This is a genomic window from Cardinium endosymbiont of Dermatophagoides farinae, from assembly GCF_007559345.1.
Taxonomy (GTDB): domain Bacteria; phylum Bacteroidota; class Bacteroidia; order Cytophagales; family Amoebophilaceae; genus Cardinium.
Map to the genome: position 1 here is coordinate 146,163 of NZ_VMBH01000001.1, position 20,423 is coordinate 166,585.

The 20,423-nt window shown below is 37.1% G+C and carries 17 protein-coding genes and 2 pseudogenes; 9 read left to right on the forward strand and 10 right to left on the reverse strand.

The window, feature by feature from the left end; genetic code table 11:
- Positions 1 to 8: 8 nt before the first annotated feature.
- Both FPG78_RS00720 and FPG78_RS00725 read left to right on the forward strand, forming a co-directional pair.
- Complete coding sequence (locus FPG78_RS00720) at positions 9 to 887, forward strand: AAA family ATPase (protein WP_144086172.1); 879 nt, start codon at positions 9 to 11, stop codon at positions 885 to 887.
- The gene (locus FPG78_RS00725) at positions 865 to 1,095 is read left to right on the forward strand and encodes a hypothetical protein (RefSeq protein ID WP_144086173.1); all 231 of its coding nucleotides are present in this window, start codon (positions 865 to 867) and stop codon (positions 1,093 to 1,095) included. Before FPG78_RS00720 ends, FPG78_RS00725 begins: the two co-directional genes overlap by 23 nt.
- Before the next feature lie 154 nt (positions 1,096 to 1,249).
- Here the strand turns inward: FPG78_RS00725 and FPG78_RS00730 are convergent.
- Positions 1,250 to 4,127 (reverse strand): annotated as a pseudogene (locus FPG78_RS00730) (Tn3 family transposase); the annotation flags it as partial.
- 184 nt (positions 4,128 to 4,311) lie between these two features.
- Between FPG78_RS00730 and FPG78_RS00735 the strand changes: the two are divergent.
- The gene (locus FPG78_RS00735) at positions 4,312 to 4,971 is read left to right on the forward strand and encodes a recombinase family protein (protein ID WP_144086174.1); all 660 of its coding nucleotides are present in this window, start codon (positions 4,312 to 4,314) and stop codon (positions 4,969 to 4,971) included.
- Positions 4,972 to 5,014: 43 nt separating this feature from the next.
- On the opposite strand, the gene FPG78_RS00740 is transcribed toward FPG78_RS00735, so the two are convergent.
- From FPG78_RS00740 to FPG78_RS00755, 4 genes are all read right to left on the reverse strand, one after another.
- Positions 5,015 to 6,238 carry a hypothetical protein gene (locus FPG78_RS00740; RefSeq protein ID WP_144086175.1) on the reverse strand — a complete coding sequence of 408 codons (1,224 nt, stop codon included), beginning with the start codon at positions 6,236 to 6,238 and terminating at the stop codon, positions 5,015 to 5,017.
- Positions 6,239 to 6,274: 36 nt separating this feature from the next.
- Positions 6,275 to 6,598, reverse strand: coding sequence for an RING finger domain-containing protein (locus FPG78_RS00745; RefSeq protein ID WP_144086176.1), 324 nt, complete (start codon positions 6,596 to 6,598; stop codon positions 6,275 to 6,277).
- 6 nt (positions 6,599 to 6,604) lie between these two features.
- Entirely contained in the window at positions 6,605 to 7,624 is a 1,020-nt protein-coding gene (locus tag FPG78_RS00750) for a hypothetical protein (RefSeq protein ID WP_144086177.1), read from the reverse strand.
- A gap of 230 nt (positions 7,625 to 7,854) precedes the next feature.
- A complete protein-coding gene (locus tag FPG78_RS00755) occupies positions 7,855 to 9,630 on the reverse strand; it encodes an ABC transporter ATP-binding protein (protein WP_144086178.1) in 1,776 nt (591 codons plus the stop codon).
- 708 nt (positions 9,631 to 10,338) lie between these two features.
- Here FPG78_RS00755 and FPG78_RS00760 point away from each other — a divergent pair.
- The 3 genes from FPG78_RS00760 (at position 10,339) to FPG78_RS00770 (ending at position 15,357) form a co-directional block, all read left to right on the forward strand.
- Complete coding sequence (locus FPG78_RS00760; protein WP_144086179.1) at positions 10,339 to 11,148, forward strand: glycogen/starch synthase; 810 nt, start codon at positions 10,339 to 10,341, stop codon at positions 11,146 to 11,148.
- Positions 11,149 to 11,373: 225 nt separating this feature from the next.
- Positions 11,374 to 12,459, forward strand: a complete 1,086-nt coding sequence (locus FPG78_RS00765) for a hypothetical protein (protein WP_144086180.1) — start codon at positions 11,374 to 11,376, stop codon at positions 12,457 to 12,459.
- A gap of 168 nt (positions 12,460 to 12,627) precedes the next feature.
- Entirely contained in the window at positions 12,628 to 15,357 is a 2,730-nt protein-coding gene (locus tag FPG78_RS00770) for a UvrD-helicase domain-containing protein (protein ID WP_144086181.1), read from the forward strand.
- Between the two features lie 25 nt (positions 15,358 to 15,382).
- Here FPG78_RS00770 and FPG78_RS00775 read toward each other — a convergent pair whose 3' ends face one another.
- The 3 genes from FPG78_RS00775 to FPG78_RS00785 all read right to left on the reverse strand — a co-directional run bounded on the left by FPG78_RS00775 (position 15,383) and on the right by FPG78_RS00785 (position 16,853).
- Positions 15,383 to 15,598 (reverse strand): hypothetical protein, encoded by a 216-nt coding sequence (locus FPG78_RS00775; protein WP_144086182.1) that lies wholly within the window; start codon positions 15,596 to 15,598, stop codon positions 15,383 to 15,385.
- Between the two features lie 240 nt (positions 15,599 to 15,838).
- Positions 15,839 to 16,192 carry a hypothetical protein gene (locus FPG78_RS00780; protein WP_144086183.1) on the reverse strand — a complete coding sequence of 118 codons (354 nt, stop codon included), beginning with the start codon at positions 16,190 to 16,192 and terminating at the stop codon, positions 15,839 to 15,841.
- A gap of 76 nt (positions 16,193 to 16,268) precedes the next feature.
- Positions 16,269 to 16,853 (reverse strand): hypothetical protein, encoded by a 585-nt coding sequence (locus FPG78_RS00785; RefSeq protein WP_144086184.1) that lies wholly within the window; start codon positions 16,851 to 16,853, stop codon positions 16,269 to 16,271.
- A gap of 483 nt (positions 16,854 to 17,336) precedes the next feature.
- Here FPG78_RS00785 and FPG78_RS00790 point away from each other — a divergent pair.
- Positions 17,337 to 17,618 (forward strand): annotated as a pseudogene (locus tag FPG78_RS00790) (IS66 family transposase); the annotation flags it as partial.
- Between the two features lie 651 nt (positions 17,619 to 18,269).
- On the opposite strand, the gene FPG78_RS00795 reads toward FPG78_RS00790, so the two are convergent.
- Together FPG78_RS00795 and FPG78_RS00800 are read right to left on the reverse strand one after the other, a co-directional pair.
- Entirely contained in the window at positions 18,270 to 18,668 is a 399-nt protein-coding gene (locus tag FPG78_RS00795; RefSeq protein ID WP_144086186.1) for a hypothetical protein, read from the reverse strand.
- Positions 18,669 to 18,690: 22 nt separating this feature from the next.
- Positions 18,691 to 19,302 (reverse strand): hypothetical protein, encoded by a 612-nt coding sequence (locus FPG78_RS00800; RefSeq protein WP_144086187.1) that lies wholly within the window; start codon positions 19,300 to 19,302, stop codon positions 18,691 to 18,693.
- A gap of 284 nt (positions 19,303 to 19,586) precedes the next feature.
- Between FPG78_RS00800 and FPG78_RS00805 the strand changes: the two genes are divergently transcribed.
- Positions 19,587 to 19,934 (forward strand): hypothetical protein, encoded by a 348-nt coding sequence (locus tag FPG78_RS00805; protein ID WP_144086188.1) that lies wholly within the window; start codon positions 19,587 to 19,589, stop codon positions 19,932 to 19,934.
- Between the two features lie 111 nt (positions 19,935 to 20,045).
- Positions 20,046 to 20,423: a hypothetical protein gene (locus FPG78_RS00810; RefSeq protein ID WP_144086189.1), complete on the forward strand. Its 378-nt coding sequence runs from the start codon at positions 20,046 to 20,048 to the stop codon at positions 20,421 to 20,423.

Below are 20,423 nucleotides of genomic sequence, written 5' to 3' on the forward strand. Positions count from 1 at the left end.
AAAGCAGTTTGCAAGGTAGTAATGGAAGAAAAAAAGAAATTCAGGACGATAAAATAATGCGTAAGATAAATGCGTTGCCTATTGGGTACTCAGATGTTAAATCAGTGATTGAAACAGGCTACTACATAGATAAAACAAGGTATGCACAAGCGTTAATAGAAAATAAAAATCCTATTTTCATAGCTAGGCCCAGGAGATTTGGGAAATCACTATTTATTGATACAATAGCTACTATTTGTAACGGAACGCAAGAAGTGTTTACAGATTATCATATAGGCAAATCAGAAAATGGATATCAATGGAAGAAATATCCTATAATGAACATAGATTTTTCAGGTATAAACCACAACCCGAACTGTTTGGAAAACAGCTTAAAAAGCAAACTAGATAGAATTGCTTGCTCATATGGTGTAACCATCCAGATCCCAGATATACAAAGTGGATTAGAAAATCTAGTGGAAGCATTTTCAAAACTTAGCAATGGTTATGAACCTAATCTAGTAGTGCTTATAGACGAGTATGATGCTCCAGTGATTAACTTAACTAAAGGATCAGACCTAGAACAAGCCAATATCAAGGTCATGAAAGATTTCTTTATGACTTTAAAATCCCTTAACAAATATTTTCAACTCACCTTTATCACTGGCGTAAGCAAATTCAGTTTATCCGATGTATTCTCCGGGGCTAATCATTTAAAAGACATTACCATTGATGCATCTGCTGATGCTATGTTTGGTTATACCTGGCAAGAAATCACAACCATATTCTCAAAAAAACTAGAAGATATTGCTGAAAAATGGAGTAAAAAAGTAAATAAAAAAACAACTGAATCAGAAGTAATGGAACGCATGGCAACCTATTACAATGGTTATAAATTCCATTCCTGATAGGTTTGACTTTGACATGGCTAACCTCCAAATAGAAGCTACTAGAGATGACCTCATGTATACAGAAAGTAGAAATGAGATTAGTTTAAAATCTCTGATGTTTCAAACCGGATATCTAACCATTCATAAGTATGATGAATCGACTGGTTTATATACTTTAAAGTTTCCCAACAAAGAAATAGAAGCTTCTTTTCAGAAAAGTATATAGTCCAGTCTAGAAAAGAGCGTAAAAGATTACTTTATACAAGAGCGAGATAAAATTAGAAGTGCACTGGCTGGTAAAAAAATCAGATCATTTATAGATAGCATTAATACTGCTTTTGCCACGCTTCCCTACTAGGGGTCTCCTTGGATATGGGAAATTATTGTACGTTAAGGCTGTTTTTGTATTTTTCTATGTTAGCCGGTCGTAGAGGTCGGAACTTACTTAATGTTTTTTACGCTTTCTTGTCCAGATATAATCTCCTGTCAAATTGATATGCTCCCATCCTAATGGAGATAGATGTGATAACAATTGATCATTGATTTTTATTCCCTGTTTTTTCAGAGAGTCTACAGCTCTTTCGATGTAGACCGTGTTCCATAGCGTGATGGCAGCTGTGAGCAGTGTTAGTCCACTGGCACGGTAGCTCTGATTTTCCAGGTTTCTGTCCCTGATTTCCCCAACCTGTGCATAAATACCGCACGGGCAAGGGCATTACGGGCTTCTCCTTTATTAAGCCCTTTTTGTACACGTCGACGCAATGCTGGATCTCGAAACCAGTTCAGCATGAATAATGTTCTTTCTATTCTCCCGATTTCTCTGAGAGCTTTTGCCAGACCGTTCTGTTTTGGATAACTGGCCAACTTCTTGAGCATTAGGGATGCAGTAACTGTCCCCTGGCTGATCGAGGTGGCTAGACGAAGCACGTCAGCCCAGTTTGATTTGATATCTTTCAGATTCAGGCTGTTCGAAGGTATAATAGACTGAAGTCCAGGGTATTGTTGGGCTTTTCCTTGAATAAAAAGTCGTTTGTCATGTAGATCTCGAATTCTTGGGCAGAATTCAAAACCAAGTAGGTGCATCATGGCAAATACATGATCGGTGAAACCAGATGTATCGGTATAGTGTTCCCGGATTTCTAGATCACTTTCGTGATACAGCAAGCCATCGAGTACATGAGTTGAATCTCTTACCCGGCTGATAACCCTGGTATAAAATGGACTGTATTGATCAGAGATATTCGTATAAAACTGAATACCAGGATCCTGTCCATATTTAGGATTGACTTGTCCAGCGTAGCGTCCAAGGCTTCCGACTCTGAAGTTCTGACCGTCTGAAGACGATGTAGTACCGTCACCCCAGTATATCGCCATAGGTTGCTTTCCCTGCGCATTAACTAATTCAGCAAGAGCAGCTGAATACGTTTCATCTCGTATATACCACGCCTGAATACTTTCCAGTGAAGATCTAGTAACTCCAGGACAGGCCTCTACCATTTTACCTAGCCCAAGGTTAATTCCATCAGCCAGGATAGTGGTTAGGAGGAGCCGAGTATCAGGGCGGATGACCTCATTTTTGAGATGAGAAAAATGGTCAGTAAACGCTGTCCAGTCGTTTACTTCATCCAGTATCTCTGTAATTTTAGGATGAGGTAACATACTATAAACCAGGGCTGTCAGCGGTGAAACCTCTGCAGGAACACTATTATCCAATGGCGTGACCTTTACTCTTTTATTAGATATTTCAACATTAGGTAAATCACCTATAAGGGCCATTTTGTTTACCTCTTCGAGTCGTGATTTCAATAATGTTAGGCGACTTCCAATATATTGACTGTAATCAAAAGGGACAGAAAGTGGTAACTGATGATTCTGAATCAACTTATTAAACTCCTTTTTAGGAATGAGGTAATCGTCAAAATTTTTATATCGGCGAGAACCTTTTACCCAGATATCCCCTGAACGAAGCGCGTCTTTCAGTTCGTTAAGAGCGAAAAATTCATAGTACTGTCGATTTATTCCGGTGGGTGCAATAACCACTTTCCTCCAGCTTTCAGGAATAAAATCCAACGGTTCCATTGGTGGGACCTTTCGTAACTGTTTATGATACATTTCTCTGATGACTGTCAGAGCCTCGGCTAGTGACTGTGCAGCTGGCGTGGCATTCAGTTCCAACGCAGACAACATTCTTGGAGCGTATTTACGTAACGTACTATATTTCTCAATAATAATATGCAGTGGATCAAAATTACTTTTTTTGGTCAAAAAACGGGTTTCTTCTAGACTTATAATAAATTTTTGCCATGGCATAACATGTTCAATAGCAGTCCATGGATCTTCTCCGGATTCACGGGCTTCAGTTAATGCTTGACCAATAGCAATATACTGGTACAGTTTAGACTGGATAAGTTTACCTGTTTGCTGGAGTCGCTCCGCCTGAGTCCTTTTAGCCCGGCTGAACATACTGTTCAAGATACGCTCATGCAAATCGATGATCTCATCTGTAAGTGTAGCTCTGGCTTCTTCAATCACACATATTAGAATAGCGTATCGTCTGCTTGATGAGAACTTAGTCAAATCTCGGCTGCTCATATTCCGACCCTCACGGGCCAGTTTCAGTAACCGATTCTGATGAACTAAACGTCCGATCCCTACCGGTAAGCCTATTGCCATGATCGTATTCAAGCGTTCAATGTGCTGTAATACATTTTTTCCGTTAATTTTACCAGGAGGTTGAAGAATCCAAGATAGACGTGAAAGATGATTATTTAATGCAATCAGAAGGCTGTCTAGATTGACCTTATACTCTGATATAAGTTGAGTATTCAGTTCCGAGAATACTATTTTATCACCAGCAGCCATGGCCTTTGAGCACGTTCGCTCCAGTACATCAATAGTGGGAATAATCACGCAATTCCGCTGCATATACTTTAGAAGTTCTTGTGCAAGAAGAATACCCTTGTCAGTGCGTTTTGCAAGTGGAATTAAATACGAAATGCAATCATTTTGAATCTGTTTTGTAAATTTTTTTAGTCCTAGATAGTGGTATAGTTCTATTAAATGTTCCCTGCGAGTGGTGTCTCGTCCTGATGCATAATCTTTCCAAAGTTCATTTGATAAATTAAGTCTGCTAGCGATATGCTTGAGTAAAAAATCGGAAAGTAGTGATTTTTTATCTGGGATCATCCCTATGTTCTTCAGGTAACAAAGCAAGACAGAAAAACCGAACCTATTGGCTGGCTTGCGGTGCGTATTAATATTTGTCTCCTAGGCATATAGTTTGCATTGATAATTATTTTGTAGATTAATTTTCGTTTAAATTTTTATCGCATAATGGTACACCTCAATGAAATATCTTAAAAATTATTAAATTGAATCAATGAAATAACCTATATGCAATAGATTCAATGACATAACCTAAATACGATAAATTCGTTAGAATATGTTCATCAGAGCTTATTTGAGAGCTTCAATAGAAGATCAGTTTGCAGATCGAGCAAAAGAAATGCTCGAGCAGTTTGTTCAGGAGAGAGGACACAAAATCGCTAGCTACTACCGAGAAAATATCAGCGGAACAAAACTGGAAAGACCAGAACTGGGACGATTACTAATGGATAGTCACCGAAATGATATTCTACTAGTAGAACAAATAGATCGGCTGACCAGACTTAGTAACAGTGACTGGCTAACACTCAAAAAGCAGATTGAACATCATGAATTGAGAATTGTAAGTCTGGACATCCCAACTTCATGGCAGGTTTTGTCTGACAAAGAACCATCACAAAATGATCCAATAACTCGTGCTGTGATTTCTGCCATCAATAATATGCTCATGGATCTAATGGCCGCAATGTCGTATAAGGATTGGTTGAGCCGTCAGCAACGGCAAAAACAGGGAATCGAAAGAGCACGTCAAGAGGGTAAATATCGTGGAAAACAGGCTGATCATGAGCGTCACCAGAAGGTAATATATTATCGAAGTGTTAAAAAACTAAGCATTCAAGATACCGCACAAGCTACCGGGTACAGCGCTTCGCAGGTATGTCGTATTCAGAAATTGTACTTTGTAAACAATGAAAAAAGCGATGCTAAGCACTTTTAATAAATTGCTGGAAAGTGGGAAAAGTAATGTCTGAAACATGTTGCTAATCAGGTAAATTTATACAATAACCTGGAAGAAAAAGAAGAACATCTTTAGTACAGAAAACAGCCTTAACGTACAATAATTTCCTATATCCAAGGAGACCCCTACTACAAAACTTTGGGATAAAGCAGTAAGTTAGCATCTCATTAATATCCATTTGCTTATACTTATCATCCTTATTCTTAAGCATACCCCATACAGATGCTATTTCATCCTTAGTTATGCTTACCACCCTATTACCTTTGTAGTTTACTAAAAAATCATCTTTAGGTTCGTTTATTTTTTCTATAATACTTTTTAGCGTATTATCCTGTATATATTTTTCGTTACCAAGAAACAAAGCTGCAAATATTTGTAGTAATACCTCAATATAACAAGAATTACGCATCATTTTAATTTCATATTTATTTTCCTCTCCTATAACCTTAGCTTTGCCATCATATGTAATTCCAATACCAAAAAGGCTACCAGCCCCACTAGCACTTCCATGAGATGCTGCTGCATCAGAAGCATTATTGATTGCATCAGAATTTCCAGTTGATTGACTCACTACTGCATCATTAGTATTTTTCGGTATCAATTCCCAAATAGCATGTAAAACTTCGTTGTCTGTAACATTACTATCATTATTGCTTTTTTTAGCTTGTTGCAAGTTGTCCTGAATTTCAATCAATACCTCATCAGTAATACTGTCAATGTAATTTTTCATTGCCTCTTTTTCATCTTTTTTATAAAAATCACTTTCTTTTAGAATTTTTAGAATACGGTTTCTTAGCGTATTATTTCTAGAAATATTTTCAATGCTATTATTACTACTACTGGCGCCAGCTAGATCACTACCACTACTGCCTATGCCACCGCTGCTACCATCACCACTACTGCCTATTCCACCACCACTACCACCCCCTGCTGCACCACTACCACTACCACTATCACTACCACCACCGCTATTGCCTATTTCACCACCACTACCATTGCTACCGCTACTACTAGAACCACCTATACTACTATGCTCATTGATAACCTGCTTGCTAGTATTATTGTTAGGCACTGCTGTAGAAGCAGTCGTCTCCTTTTTTTTAGAAGCAGTCGTCTCCTTTTTTTTAGAAGCAGTCGTCTCCTTTTTTTTATCGGAGTTACCGGGGCAATTGCTATTGCTAAAAAGCATACCAAGAAACCAGACAAAAAGTACAACAAATGGTTTCCTATCATTTAATAGCTTCATTTTTTTAGAGATTTACATGCCGAAGGGTCACTATATCTATTCAAGCGGATGACGTCTACAATTGGGGCAAGACATAGCAGTATTTAACCATTTCGCTATACAGTTTACATGAAAGTAGTGGCCACATGGTAACCAATGTGTAGCCTTTTCAAAACATATGCTGCAAGTACCCTCTTGTGGCACTGTTGGGTTATGCTGGGCTTCAGGTTTCCTTGCCTCCATTTTCGCTAGTATCTGCTCTATTTGTGCCCCACGTGTTGGAATCGACTGCTTCTTATTAAACCCAAACCAAAGCACCAATGCCAGTATAAAAAGATAGCATAAAGCAACCACTAACCTACTTTTAATTTTAAATATCATAGTATTTTAGGTATGATTCGCATAATAATTTAAAACTTGATCACGACGTTCCAAAATAGCATTCAAGTAAGCATTTGTTACAAAGTCTACCTCTTTTTCTTCAATTGCAACGGAAAAAATCTCTTCTAACTGGTTTAAATTCAATTTTTCCAATGCCTCTTTTGTTTCTTTAGGACAGTCTTTTGCACATGGCCAAGCTGTATAACGGCCATCTTGGAGCCAGATTGCATTGTGGTAAACCACATAACGCAATCGTTTCCATTTTTTTATGCTGCTATAGAACTGTTCTGAAAAGAGGGATCCAAACTTGTCCTTTAATGCTTTCGATGGGTTATCTTTGATCTCTACAGCTTGGTTAAAAGGAAAAGGCTTATCCCAATCATTGGTATGTAGCCGGTTACTACGTGCCCTTCGTGTAAAGGGAAGTGCGCCATATTGTGCATGTTGCATATACCTAATGGATTCGTTGTTAATGGCTATAAGCGAAGTTTTTCCTTGATATTTGGTAATCAATAGATTACCAGGACAAACATCACAGTGCCCAAAGACAAAGTAAAAGATTCCAAGATTGGCCAAATCTTCAGGAGCAACTTCTTTTATGGCCTGGCTATAGGCGCCTGGTGCCAATGGATCTATGGGAGTTTCTATAAAAAGTTGTAAAGCACCTTTTGCATAGCCAATGGTACGCATAATAGTAGGGGGAATATATGGGAAACCCAATGTAAGCGCAGCTTGATAGGCTGCTACCTCTGCACAAGCACCCCAAACAGGCTTAAAAACAGCTTTTAAACCATTATCTAGTGTCACCAAAAGGACTGCACTAGAAAAATCTTTTTTCTTGCCTTGACAATCCAATACCGCTCCCATAGGTTCCTTCTTTATGACTTTACCCATTTCCAATAATGCAACTATTTTTTGATGTTGCTGCTGTGTATGGGGAATTACTGCATGATTCGGCATAGCATAAAGATGCAATGCGAACATAGAGCAAACAATACTATGCAATAGGTGCTTGATATAGAACATGAATGTAAAGGCTGGTTAGGATAAAAATTAAAGAAAAAAAATTATTACTACAAACTATATGAGACCTTCTTCAAAACCTATTTGTGATCAGCAGTTTTTAGGAGAAGCGCAGTCGCCAGAATACTAAATGTATTTGAGGAGCATAGACCACAAAATTGCCATTTAGCAATAGGTTTTGCAGAAGGTCTATGGTTTAAATCGTTTCGTTATATTAGCAGATATCCCACAAACTATTCCGGAAGAAATCCACCGGCTTGCCGCTCCCAGAGTTTTGAAAAATGGCCTTTTTTAGCTAAAAGGTTGGATACCGTTCCATCTTCAATAATTGCTCCTTTGTCAAAAACTAAAATCCGATCCATATAATTTAAGGTAGACAAACGGTGCGCAATAACCAAGGTAGTTGCATGCTGCATCACTCTTTTTAAATTATTTTGAATAAATTTTTCTGTAATGGAATCTAACGCAGAAGTAGCTTCATCCATAATTAGAATGGGTGCATTCTTTAAAATGGCACGTGCAATGGCAATACGTTGCCGCTGCCCTCCTGAGAGCTTGATGCCACGTTCTCCAACCATCGTTTGAAATCCTTTTTCTAAATGATCTATAAAGCCCATACAATGGGCCAATCTTGCTGCTTCGACTACTTCTGCTGCTGTTGCATCTAAACGACCATATTGAATATTTTCAAAAATCGTACGGTGAAACAGCATGGGATCCTGCGGAATCATGGCAATTTGCGCATGCAAAGATGCTTGGGTTACCTTTGAAATATCCTGGTTGTCGATTAATATGCTTCCACTGTTCAGGTCATACAAACGCAATATTAAATGGACAAAGGTAGTTTTTCCTGAACCAGAGTACCCCACCAAACCAACCTTTTGTCCTGCTTTAATCTGAACAGAAATTTGGCTAAATAGATGCGCTTTCGGCTTATAATAAAAGGTAGCGCTATCCAAACAAATAGCGCCTCCCCGAACCAGTAAAGGGGTGGCATTAGGGTGATTCTTAATCTCGTGTGGCACACTTAAAAGGGAAAGGGCAGCTTTAGAAACACCCACTTCTTTGGCAATCTGAGTGATATGAAAAGAACTATGCCAGATCAATCCCATTAGGTTAAAAAAGGTCATGGTCACCAGCGAGCAATCCCCTATGGTAATCCAATTGTTATTCCATGCATAAACCAATGTTAAAAATGTAATAATCAGAAAGACAAAAGTAAGCAGGCCTTTAAAAAAGCTAGCTTTTTCAATAGCCCAAGAGGCCTTTTGTGCCTTTTGTATTTCATCAGTCTGGTACCTATTCAGATACTTTAGTTCGTAGGAGGCGCGTGCAAATAAACGTACGGCCAACATACAACTAAGACTATCCACGATCTGGCCATCTAATTCAGAGATAGCCTCTGCATGGATTTTAGCAGTGTGGTTTATATTGCCAATATTTAAAATGGTCAGCCCAACAAAAAAGGCTACAAAAAAAAATAAGATTAGACCAAAAACAACACTTACCTGAAAGACTACCCCCAGTGAAATAGAAAAGGTAAGCATGGTACAGAAAAAATTACCAATTAAAATATCTAAAATGTGTTCACACGCACGGGGCAATTCTGCAATTTTATTGGCCAGTCCACCTGTAAAATGTTCAGAAAAGTAACTATGGGATTGATGTTGTGTATAGGAAAGGATGCTTTCTCGAATATCTTTTCGAAATCTAGGCCAAACATAAATAGATAGCATCCCATACAACCTAATCGAAATTTCCATAAGCAGCCAAGATGTTAACAAACCGATTAAAGGCAAGGCTAGCAAACGAAAGGGGGCATCTATACCCGGTGTAAGGTCTACCAGCCTATTGATGAGTATCTTAACAAAGTAAGGCGATAACGATTCATTCAACGGCCAAAATATTATGGTAAAAAACATAAAACCAAAATCGACTGACTGCCGCTTTACAAAATAAAGGATAAAAGTAAAAAGGGTTCGGGGCAAAGCGTTGATTTCTTTAGGCATTGTAATGAGTTTACGGTTTCCTAACAAAATAAAAGGAATGGTTATATTACCTTTTTTAATAAAAAAATAGGTACAAGATGTGCATACCGCTTAAAATGAATTATCTTATTTTTTAATATGCTATATGTTGCAACAGCGACTAGACCTTCTTCAAAACCTATTTGTGATCAGCAGTTTTTAGGAGAAGCGCAGTCGCCAGAATACTAAATGTATTTGAGGAGCATAGACAAGCTTCGACACCAAAATTGCCATTTAGCAATAGGTTTTACAGAAGGTCTGCTGATATTTTTTTACTTAAGTTAACCTATGTAATACATACTGTTTTTTATTGATTTGATATATTTATGCTAATTGAATATCGTTAAAAACAATTATGGAAGCAAGACAGATGATCCATTCAAAACAAGAAAAAAGTTTCTTGAAGTGCATTACGATTAGCAGATAGCACTTTCCGCAACTTTTTTTATCAGCGCTTGATTTTTAATTACTTTTTAATCCAGCAAAAAGTAAAATCAAAATACTTTTGTACATATACGCTTATTTTAGGCTCAGTTTTTCTGTAATGCTGATCCATTTTGCACCAATTTAATTTATATTTTATAAAAAAATATTGCCTATGCGTTCTTGTAAAGAACAAAAAAAATAATTAAATTTAAAGTCTGTTTGCTAAGATGCCTGTTTTAATACAACCATTCAAAAGTATCTTCCATGATGTCTTTACAAAGGATACTATATGTTGCGAGTGAAATATCTCCTTTTTTGGAGACCTCTCTTGTATCAAATTGTGTACGCAAGCTGCCTGAAGCCATGCAAAGCAAGGAGATTGACGTACGGATTCTGGTGCCTAAATTTGGTACGATTAATGACCGTATGAATAGGCTACATGAGGTGCTACGTCTGTCAGGGTCTATTGTTTCGATAGATGATGTAGATCATTCGATTTCTGTCAAGGTAAGCACGATACCGAGTACACGGTTACAAGTTTACTTTGTAGATAACAATGACTTGTTTGGAAGCAGAAGAGCGGTTTTTGAGGATCAAAATAATAATTTTTTTGAGGATAATGACTTGCGTATGATTTTTTTCTGCACAGGTGTAATAGAGACGCTCAAAAAATTGGAATGGGAGGCAGACATTGTACATTGTCATGATTGGATAACGGCGCTTATACCTATCTTTTGGAGGAAGCTCTACCACGACCATCCACTTTTTACAAAGGCCAAGCTTATTTTTACTGTCTACAACAATACTTTTTCGCACCATTTTCCTTGTCTGGCGGAAAAACTAGCAAAGGTAGGGATTGGGCAAGAAGATGCACCATGGTTGACCCCTGGTGGTTTTCGGGACATCATTCAACTTGCGGTGCACTATTCTGATCTGGTATTGCGTGGAGAGCCACTTGATGCAGTTGAATTTGAAGATTTATTTAAGGAAAAAGAGCTGCCTTGGGTGCAAAACGATGAGCAATATAATGAGGGTTATTTTGCAGTCTACAAAAGCCTATTATCGCGTGGATGATTAAACCAAAATGGTGCGATACACCTGTTTGACAATGTTATAAAAAAAATAGCGCGTATGAAAAATGGGGATCAGGAACTGCTCCTTACAGATGCAAAAACAGTATATTTGAAGCCATTTAGCAAATAAGTGCGTTGCGCCAGCTGTAAGGGGTGCTTTGAACAGTTTTTTGCTTGATTTTCTTTCTTTTAATCAAGAAAAAAGTAGCATATACCATTCTTCTTTATGCACTTATTCCATTATTTAGGTTTATTGCTATTCTTTTGCTTTTTCCCGCTTCTTGCCTGTAGTGATGATAGCCCGCCGTCTATGCTGCCGAGCAGTTTATCTGCGAAGCTGTTATGCAAGATACGTGGAGAAAGTTTTATAGACAATACAGAGTATTTCAATAAAATCCTGGAAGGAGAAACCATTTTTGGATTTCATTTTTTGCCCAGCTTAACGCTCTTAATAGCCAAAGATATGGGGCTTAACTTGGGGTTGATTTGGGAAAAACATTTTGGCCACAGGAAGCCATGGGACGGCATAAAGCCTGCACTATCGATCTATTATAGCGCTCAAAAAAGTAGTTTTATAATAGGTATCTTTAGCTTGCAGGACCATGCATTACTAGAACCACTCTACCTGTCGCGTAAGCCTTTTATAGAGGGTTTGTATTTTAAGCTAGCAAACGATAAAAGCTATCTATCTGGTTGGCTGAATTGGCTTACCTTGCTATCCAAAAAAGAGAACCAACCAGAAACCTTTACATTCCATTTGGATGGAGCATACTACGATTCAAACAATAGGATAAAGTATACCATACCTTTTCAACTGGCTATTTATCACCTAGGTGGGCAGGGTATATCGGTCAAAGACTATAGCTTATGGTCTGGTGCAAGTGGCCTTTCCTTATGCTTTCCTGGTAGTTTTCCGATTCATGGAAGTAGCTATCTATTATTCAATAGCTATGTAAAAGAGATAGAACGTCCTTTTAAAAAGGGATGGGCGCAGCTCCATATTTTGGATTGGCAGATGGCCTTTCTGGGCGTATCTCTAAGCTATTGGTATGGGCATAATTTTTCTTCCGAAAATATAGGCCATCCGCTTTACCAGTCTATTCGTATAGCGGATCATAAAGTAGTCCACTATGAAGCGATAAGAAGTCTTTTATTTTTGTCGATATATAAAAATTGGATGCCCCGCCCAGGTATAACGATACAAGCTGTTTATAGACCCTATTACGATTTTAAAAATCGATTATTAGAGTATAGCTTTGCATGTAAATTAGTCTATACTGTTACTATTGGTTGCCCTAAACGATTCCAATAGCAAAAGACCTTCTGCAAAACCTATTGCTAAATGGCAATTTTGTGGTCTATGCTCCTCAAATACATTTAGTATTCTGGCGACTGCGTTTCTCCTAAAAACTGCTGATCACAAATAGGTTTTGAAGAAGGTCTACAGCTAAAAAAGTAGGATAAAAACCCATCTGATGTTATGGCCAAATTGCTTATCTACCGTGCTTCTGCAGGTTCTGGTAAAACCCATATATTGGTAACCCGTTATATTGAATGGGCGCTACGTTATCCAGATGCTTTTAAACATATTCTAGCAGTAACCTTTACCAATCGTGCAACGCAGGAGATGAAAGAGCGGATTCTAGCCTACTTATATCGGCTATCTATTGGAGCAGAAACGGGGGAAACGCTATGCCAAACAGGGCAACTACAGCTGCGCAGCAAAGAGGTATTATCGATGATGATCTATCAATATGGTGACTTTGCAGTTACCACAATCGATAGTTTCTTCTATAAGCTCATTCAATCTTTTGCCAAATCACTTGGATTACCCCACCATTTTTCTATTGAAATGGATGAGCTACTGGCTTTAAAAGAAACGATAGAGGAACTGTTTACCTTAGACACATCAGACCTCTTTCGAAACGCTATTTCTAATGGTAATTTTGAGGCTGGTTTACGCTCCTCAGATACATCTGAGTATGCTAGCGACTGCGCTTCTCCTAAAAATTCCTCACCAGAAATAGCTTTCGAAAAAGGTCTATTACTCCAACAATGGATGGTGGACTTTGCACTTGCCAAACTACTAACTGGTAAAAGCTGGAATATCAAAAGCAACATTCAGGAATTGGGCACCTCACTTTTTAATGAATCCTTTAAGCTCCATGAAAAAGCATTGTTAAAGGCTTTTCAGGAAGAAGAAAGATGGCCTAATTTTGTACCAGCTACACAAGCATGTTTGCAATCCTTTGAACAAAGGATGCAAGCAATAGGTCAAAATGCGCTGGATATACTCAAGCAAAAGGGACTTACACCAGAAGATTTTACCTATGGCAGGAAAGGTGTAATCGGCTATTTTTTAAAATTAGCCAGCAAAACAGCATTCAAGCCAACCAAACGAGCGGTTATAGGCAGTAATGACTTAACCAGCTGGTACCATAAGCTAAAAACCAACCAAAGCGCACATATTGCAAGCGTAGTAGAAGCTTTACTCCATCCTTTACTGATGGAGGCGATCAACTTATATGAAGAAGAGGGCTTAGCCCATAGAACCGCAGTAGTAGGTGCTCGATTTACCTATGCCTTTGGTATGATAGGTGCATTGCTTATAGGGTTAGATCGGTATAGATCTAAGAACAATCTTTTGTTTATGTCAGATATTGCTGCCCTGCTTTACCAAACGATTCAGGCAAACGATATTCCTTTTTTATATAAAAAAATAGGCAATCAATTTCATCATTTTCTTATAGATGAATTTCAAGATCTTTCTCTTTGTCAATGGATGAATATCAAGCCATTATTGCGCAATAGTCTGGAACAAGGATATGCTAGTTTATTAGTAGGAGATGTCAAACAATCTATTTACCGTTGGCGTGGCAGCAATTGGAAACTCTTGAATCATGAAGTAGAGGCAGAATTTAAGGAAAGTACCATTTATGGTTTAACTACAAATAGGCGCAGCTGTGAGGCGATTGTATTGTTTAACAATCATTTCTTTAAAAGGGCAGCAGGACAATTGGTGGACCATTTAGCATCCATCTTACCTTCTATTGATCTATTATCCTATGAACTAGCCCAAATCCGACGGGCTTATGATGACGTTGCACAAGAAACAAACCCTAAAAAAGGAGGCTATGTAGAGCTTTTTTTGCTTCGGTCTAGCCAAATAGAAAATAATGCTATTGCTGCAGATGCGCAGCAAGCATTTATAGCCTTGATAGAAAGGTTGCAAAAAGAGGGTATTCCTGCAAAGGATATCGTTGTATTGGTTCGGAATAATGGTGAAGCAGCTTTGCTCACCCGCCTGCTCAACGACATCACTGGCTCCTATAAGATACGATCGGATCATGCCCATGCCCATGCCTTATGGAACCATATCGCCATAAAAGTATTGATACATGCATTGTATTACCTGCAAAATGAAGATGATTTAATCAATAACGTTGCCTGGATAGCGGCCTATTCTAGTTGTATGGGTAATCCATTGGACCACCATGATCAATGCTATATAGCAGCAAATGGCGATATGGAAAAGTTATTGCCTCCATCATTTTGGGCACAAAAAGACTTTTTAAAGAAAATATCCATTTATAGCTGTGTGCAGATATTGATCAACCACCTATTTACAGCGCCTCATGACTTTGGTGATGTATTGGCTTTTTTTCAGAGCATTGTTTTAAATTTTTTTCTTACAACATCTCCTTCTATAGAAGCATTTTTAGCCTGGTGGGAAAAAAAAGGCCGAACTATAAAACTACCTGCCAGCCAGGATGAAAATAGTATCAAGGCCATGACGATCCATCAGTCGAAAGGGTTGGCGTTTAAAGTAGTGATTATGCCTTTTTGTAATTGGGGTTTGGACCACCCACCACAACATGGACCTATACTATGGAGCACCAACCATCCACAACTTCCTTACTTTCCTATATGGCCCATCGGCTATGGTGCAGATTTAAAAGAAACCAATTATGCGAAAGACTATTACCTAGAACAGATGCAAATCTATCTAGATAACCTCAACCTGCTCTACGTAGCGTTTACAAGAGCAGAAAGCCAACTCTATGTTATGGCCCCCTTTCCAGAACAAATAGAAGGTATGGCTACGATTGCTGATTTGCTTTACCAATCCTTGGTAAAGGACCAAGTAGAGGATGCATCAGCAGTTGATATAGAAGAAACAGCTGTAGGTACTAAGTTCTGTTTTAGATGAAAGGAATTTTTCTCTTACTTTTTCCCTATAAAAAAGTAAGCAAAAAATCAAGTGCTAATGGAAAAAGTTTCTGAAAGTGCACATTACAGATGGAATTTTTATCCTTACTTTTTGCTTGATCAAAAAGTAAGGATAAAATCAAGCGCTGATGGAAAAAGTCCCTGAAAGTCCAGCTTACAGATGGAAAAACAGAAGTCGCCGCGCGAAGCGCGGCTTCAAAGGAATCTGTTTTTCTATTCATCTGTAAGCTGGACTTTCTGATCGTAACTTTTTCCAAGGGCGCGTTTGGCTCGCTTTTAGGTAGTTTTACTAAAAGGCAGTTTCATCGAAATTACGTCTTTTGTTCCAAGGCAGTTCAAACCCGCTCTTTTTTCTTTTAAGCGGATTCTCCTTTTTATCAGATTTTGGTTCTGTAGACCCATCAGTCCTCAAGACGTTACACACAGACTCAGTACTGCGCAGCCAATCATTATAAGACTCACTATTTTACTGTTCGCGGATCAAGCATGATAGAGCTATTCCGTAGAAAATCATCAATCTCTTTTGGTGGTTCATCTAACTTGTCAAGACGTATTTGTATTAGATTTTTTATACCACTTAGTAACTCCTGCGGTTTCGTATCCATATCCAACGCTTGTGCATCACATTTGCAAATTTCTCTGCAAAGAATTTCGTAAGCTTTGTACAAAATTTTATTTGTTTTCTGATAGTCTATTGTAGGTTTCTGATGTACTTCATTTTCCTCTGTTTTTTTCTTTGTTTTTTTATTTACTTTCTGACAGTCTATTGTAAGTTTCTCAACTACTTTATAAAAAATCTTAAATACTTTGTACAAAATGTTAATTTCTTTGATTGCCGATTCCTTGTTTTTTTTGCAAATGACAGCCAGTCTTTACAAGCTTATAAAGTTTCTAAAGATTAGACTGAAGGTTACCGCTTGGCCGATATGCATTTGAACTTACTATATCAACCCCGTAGTATGCTTCATAAAAACCCTTTCTGAGCAGATCTAGCTCTCTTATTACAGAATCAGTATTGTCATTTACTGAATTCATCTGATTTACAACGTCACAAAACTTTTTAAGCAAAATTTTTAATAAATCTTCTTCTTTTTCGAGTATTCGGAACTTCCACTGTTTTTTTAGCTTTTTTATACCATTTATTAATTGTTTTGGTTCTTTAATTTCTTTAATTACATCTAGGACTGCTGCATCATCTCCATATATTTTTTCATAAAGAAGCTCGTAGACATTATATAGCTTGGTGGTTACAGATTGTTGTAATAGTTCTATACCAAGTTTATTAAAAGAATTACCATGATTGTTTTCTTGGTAACAAGTAAGAGGTTCACTTTTTGTAAACTTATTACTAACCTGGTGTGCATTACACCCAAGCAAATGGATAAACAAACCATTAGATAAAGTCAATGCTACTGGAAATCTCTTTTTTAAAAAGATCAAACTCTTGCGGATTGGTTTATTTTTGTTTATAATCATATAATGTAATTGGCTTCAATTATAGTTTAGTTTCACCCTATGTATTGAGAAACGATACCAATAGGCGCGTAACATGCACCTAAAGGTAAAAAGACCACTTGATCTAGTATCCATTCAGCCATCTGGCAATGTTATACTCCAAAAAAAGAAAAACGCCCATTGTAAAAAGTTACGTTTAGAAAGCAGCGGTTAGAGCTGAATAGAAAAACAGCTTGTTTGAAGCCCGCGGTAGCGGGCGAGTTCTGTTTTTCCAGCTCTAACCGCTGCTTTTAGCAACTTTTTGCACAGGGCTTGATTTTTTTGTCCACTTTTTGATCAAGCAAAAAGTGGTAGGCATCATCATCCTGGTGATCAATAAAGAATGTGATATAAACGCCTTATTAGCCATTGACTTGAACAGATACCTTGATCTATGGGTTTTATCATGGCCATATAGCTTCTACAAAGATAAGCTTTAATAAGGATACTATATCGCTGTTTACCTTTTTAAGACGCATTCCAACAGTGCGTAAGCGGGTCTGGTATGGCCTAAAAGCTATTGCTAGGATATCAGGTGCACTCCAGGTTAGTCGTATGGCTAGAGATATAATGCGAGCAGATATGTTATGGAAATTTTACAAAAATCCAGTAAACATTCCACTCACCAATAACCTGGCCGAAAGGCAAATCAGGCATTATGTGCTCTATCGTAAAAACTCATATTTTACGCAATCGGAAAGAGGGAATAGGTTCTTAGAACGACTCATCTCTTTATACCTAACTTAGAGGCAACAAAAGCTAAATCCTTTCCAACAGTTGAAGAATATAGTCTCTTAAAAACCACTGCGGTGAATAGATACCTTCACGCAATCGGAACGAGGTAATAGATGCTTAGAACGTATCATCTCTTTATACCTAACTTGCAAACAACAAAACTTAAACCCTTTTAAACAGTTGCAAAACATAATCGCCTAAAAACCACAGTGGTGAATAGATACGCCAAATTTATTTATCGGAGGCTACAATACCCCTTAATATCTTAATTTAATTGAATATCAAATTACGATTAGAGTCATTTCGATAAAACAATGGCTCAAGACCCACCATTACCAATTTAGCCAATGGTAAATACCTGAGTTCAAGATTTATTTATCTGATTTACAGCTACTAAAAACAGGTTGTTTAACTAATATTTTTACTAAAAGGCAAGCTAGTTTAGCTACTTTTATCTGCTAATTATATTATAATAACCTGATAATCAAAATAATTTACATATAATCTGTTTTATAGAATTATGTCTAATAATAAATTTTATTAAATTTTTTATAATTGATTATCAGGCTAAAAAACCTAATCCCGAACTCAGGTGTAAATGCATTTTACCACAAAGCTCCTTGTTGTCGCTACTGAAGAGATTCTTGAATTTTTTTAGCTTATCTAGGATATTTCTTTATTATCTTTTATACTATCTCTTATGCTATGTTCTATTCGCTTATCTAGCTTATCTAGGAAATCTTTTTTATTATCTAAGTCAAGTAAGGGAGGTACGCCAGGTAAGTCAAAGTCAAAAGCTTCTTCGTCCTCGAAAATTGGCATTTTTGGATTAAAACGTTCATCAATCACTATGTCTTTCAGTATTGGTTCAAAAATTTTTTTCTTTTCATCGTCTCCACTGAAACATATGATTGAACAAAACAAGTGTTGCAAATCAATCTTTGGGTGCTCCTTAAACATCCTGATTACATTTGGATCTGGATTAAGTTTTTGTATTTCTGTAACATAATATCGACCATCCTTAGGGTCAAAATCTTCGCGTTTCAGTAACGATTCGAGCATATCCCGATGATTCTTTAGAGTTTTAATATTCAATATCCTCCTCGTACAAGGTTTGCTTTCTATTAATAAGAAAATGAAGCAGAGTACGAGAATGCGTAGCATCATATTTTTTATTAAGGTAAACAGGTAGACCTGATTCCAGTAATATTTTAAATAGAACTTTATTACCGCACCCTGCTAATCGGAGCAATAGATCAACTTTACCACCCCAATAGAGTTTGTCAACGTCAATACCCTTATGCTTTATTAATGCTTTAAATATCCCTTGAACGAATTGTGTTGGCTTTGCTTCAATAAGTAAATCAAACATAGAAGCAATATTGTCTTTATAATCAAAAACGAAATAATCAGCCAATTTTTTAATAAAAAACGCGTTTGCAGTAGGCCTAGAAGGGGAGCAACATGAAAACTCGTTAATGTCTTCAACATTTTTAATCATATAAGGAAAAAGCTGCTTATCTTCAGATAGACCAAGGTGTTTCCTGGCAAATACACCGGCAGCCTTACTACTAAGATTAAGATCGAGTGGATTTTTCAAGGCATTATTTTGACCATCCGCCATAATATTAGACTGACCTAGCCTATTACTATTACAGGATATCATAAGTGGTAAAAAAACTAAATACTTTCTCATTGTGAATAAAATTAAACTTTAGATAAAAATAATATTTAAGACCTGCTTGATACAGAAAAACCATTTGCAGGTTTAAAAAAAATTTTAGAAAAAAGCAAATAAATACCATTTAACCCCACTACCCACCATAACCACTCAATCCCTCTCCATTGAGGATATATGCTCCCTTACTTCTTTATTAAGAATAATTATCTTTATTTATTTGCCTTTATCTAATTTATTTAGTAATAAAATTTTATTATTAACAAAACAATCCAATGTTCTTAATATAAAAAAGGTTGATTATGATAAGCAATATCCTGTTTTTATTATCATTCATCACATCTTGTAATGGGTTAAGCAGGTCTACGTGCTATAATATGAATGGTCAAGGATTATGTAAAGAGGGGGAATACCCTTATACGTACGTTTTTAATGAAGATGAATACAAAGATAAAGACATTTTTAACGCAACAGCCTTGAAAGAATTCCAATTATGGTATAGCCGTTTGATGTTTAATGTTAAAAATCCTGAAATAGTAATTTTAGATCTCTATAATTGTATCGACCAGTATCGTAAGCTGCCTTTAGTTGGTCCGATTGGAGCGTTAGCTGCGCACAAAACACTAGAACCTTGGAAGCAAGGCAAGTAAATTATTGGAAAGGAAAGAGAAATATTTAACAAGGACCCATACAGTTTCACCCTAGTTCGTGCAAGTTTAAGGAAAATTCCTGAAAATCCTGGGGCATACAAACAAAATTGTTTGAACATGATCTTGGGGCTGGTAGATGTACTATTCCAAAACAAACCCGAAAAGTATGGAAGGTTAACTAAAAGATTAACCGAACTTGAAGCATCTTTTAACAAAGAGATTAAGAAAGATAATCCGAACTATAGTGAAGAGATGGCTTACCTAAAAAAATTATTTATGAAGCATTTCAATACCATTGAGGAAGATACATTTTACTCGGATGCCTATGCAGATAACACAGCTTATTTGCAATATATTCACGTTCTATTGCGCCTTGCAGTTTGCTCAGGATCTGATGCTATAGTAAGCGACTTTTTAAGCTTTCTTAAAAAGAAAGGTAGAACAATAAATCTGAATCCTCATACTGACAAAAACGATAAACATACCTAG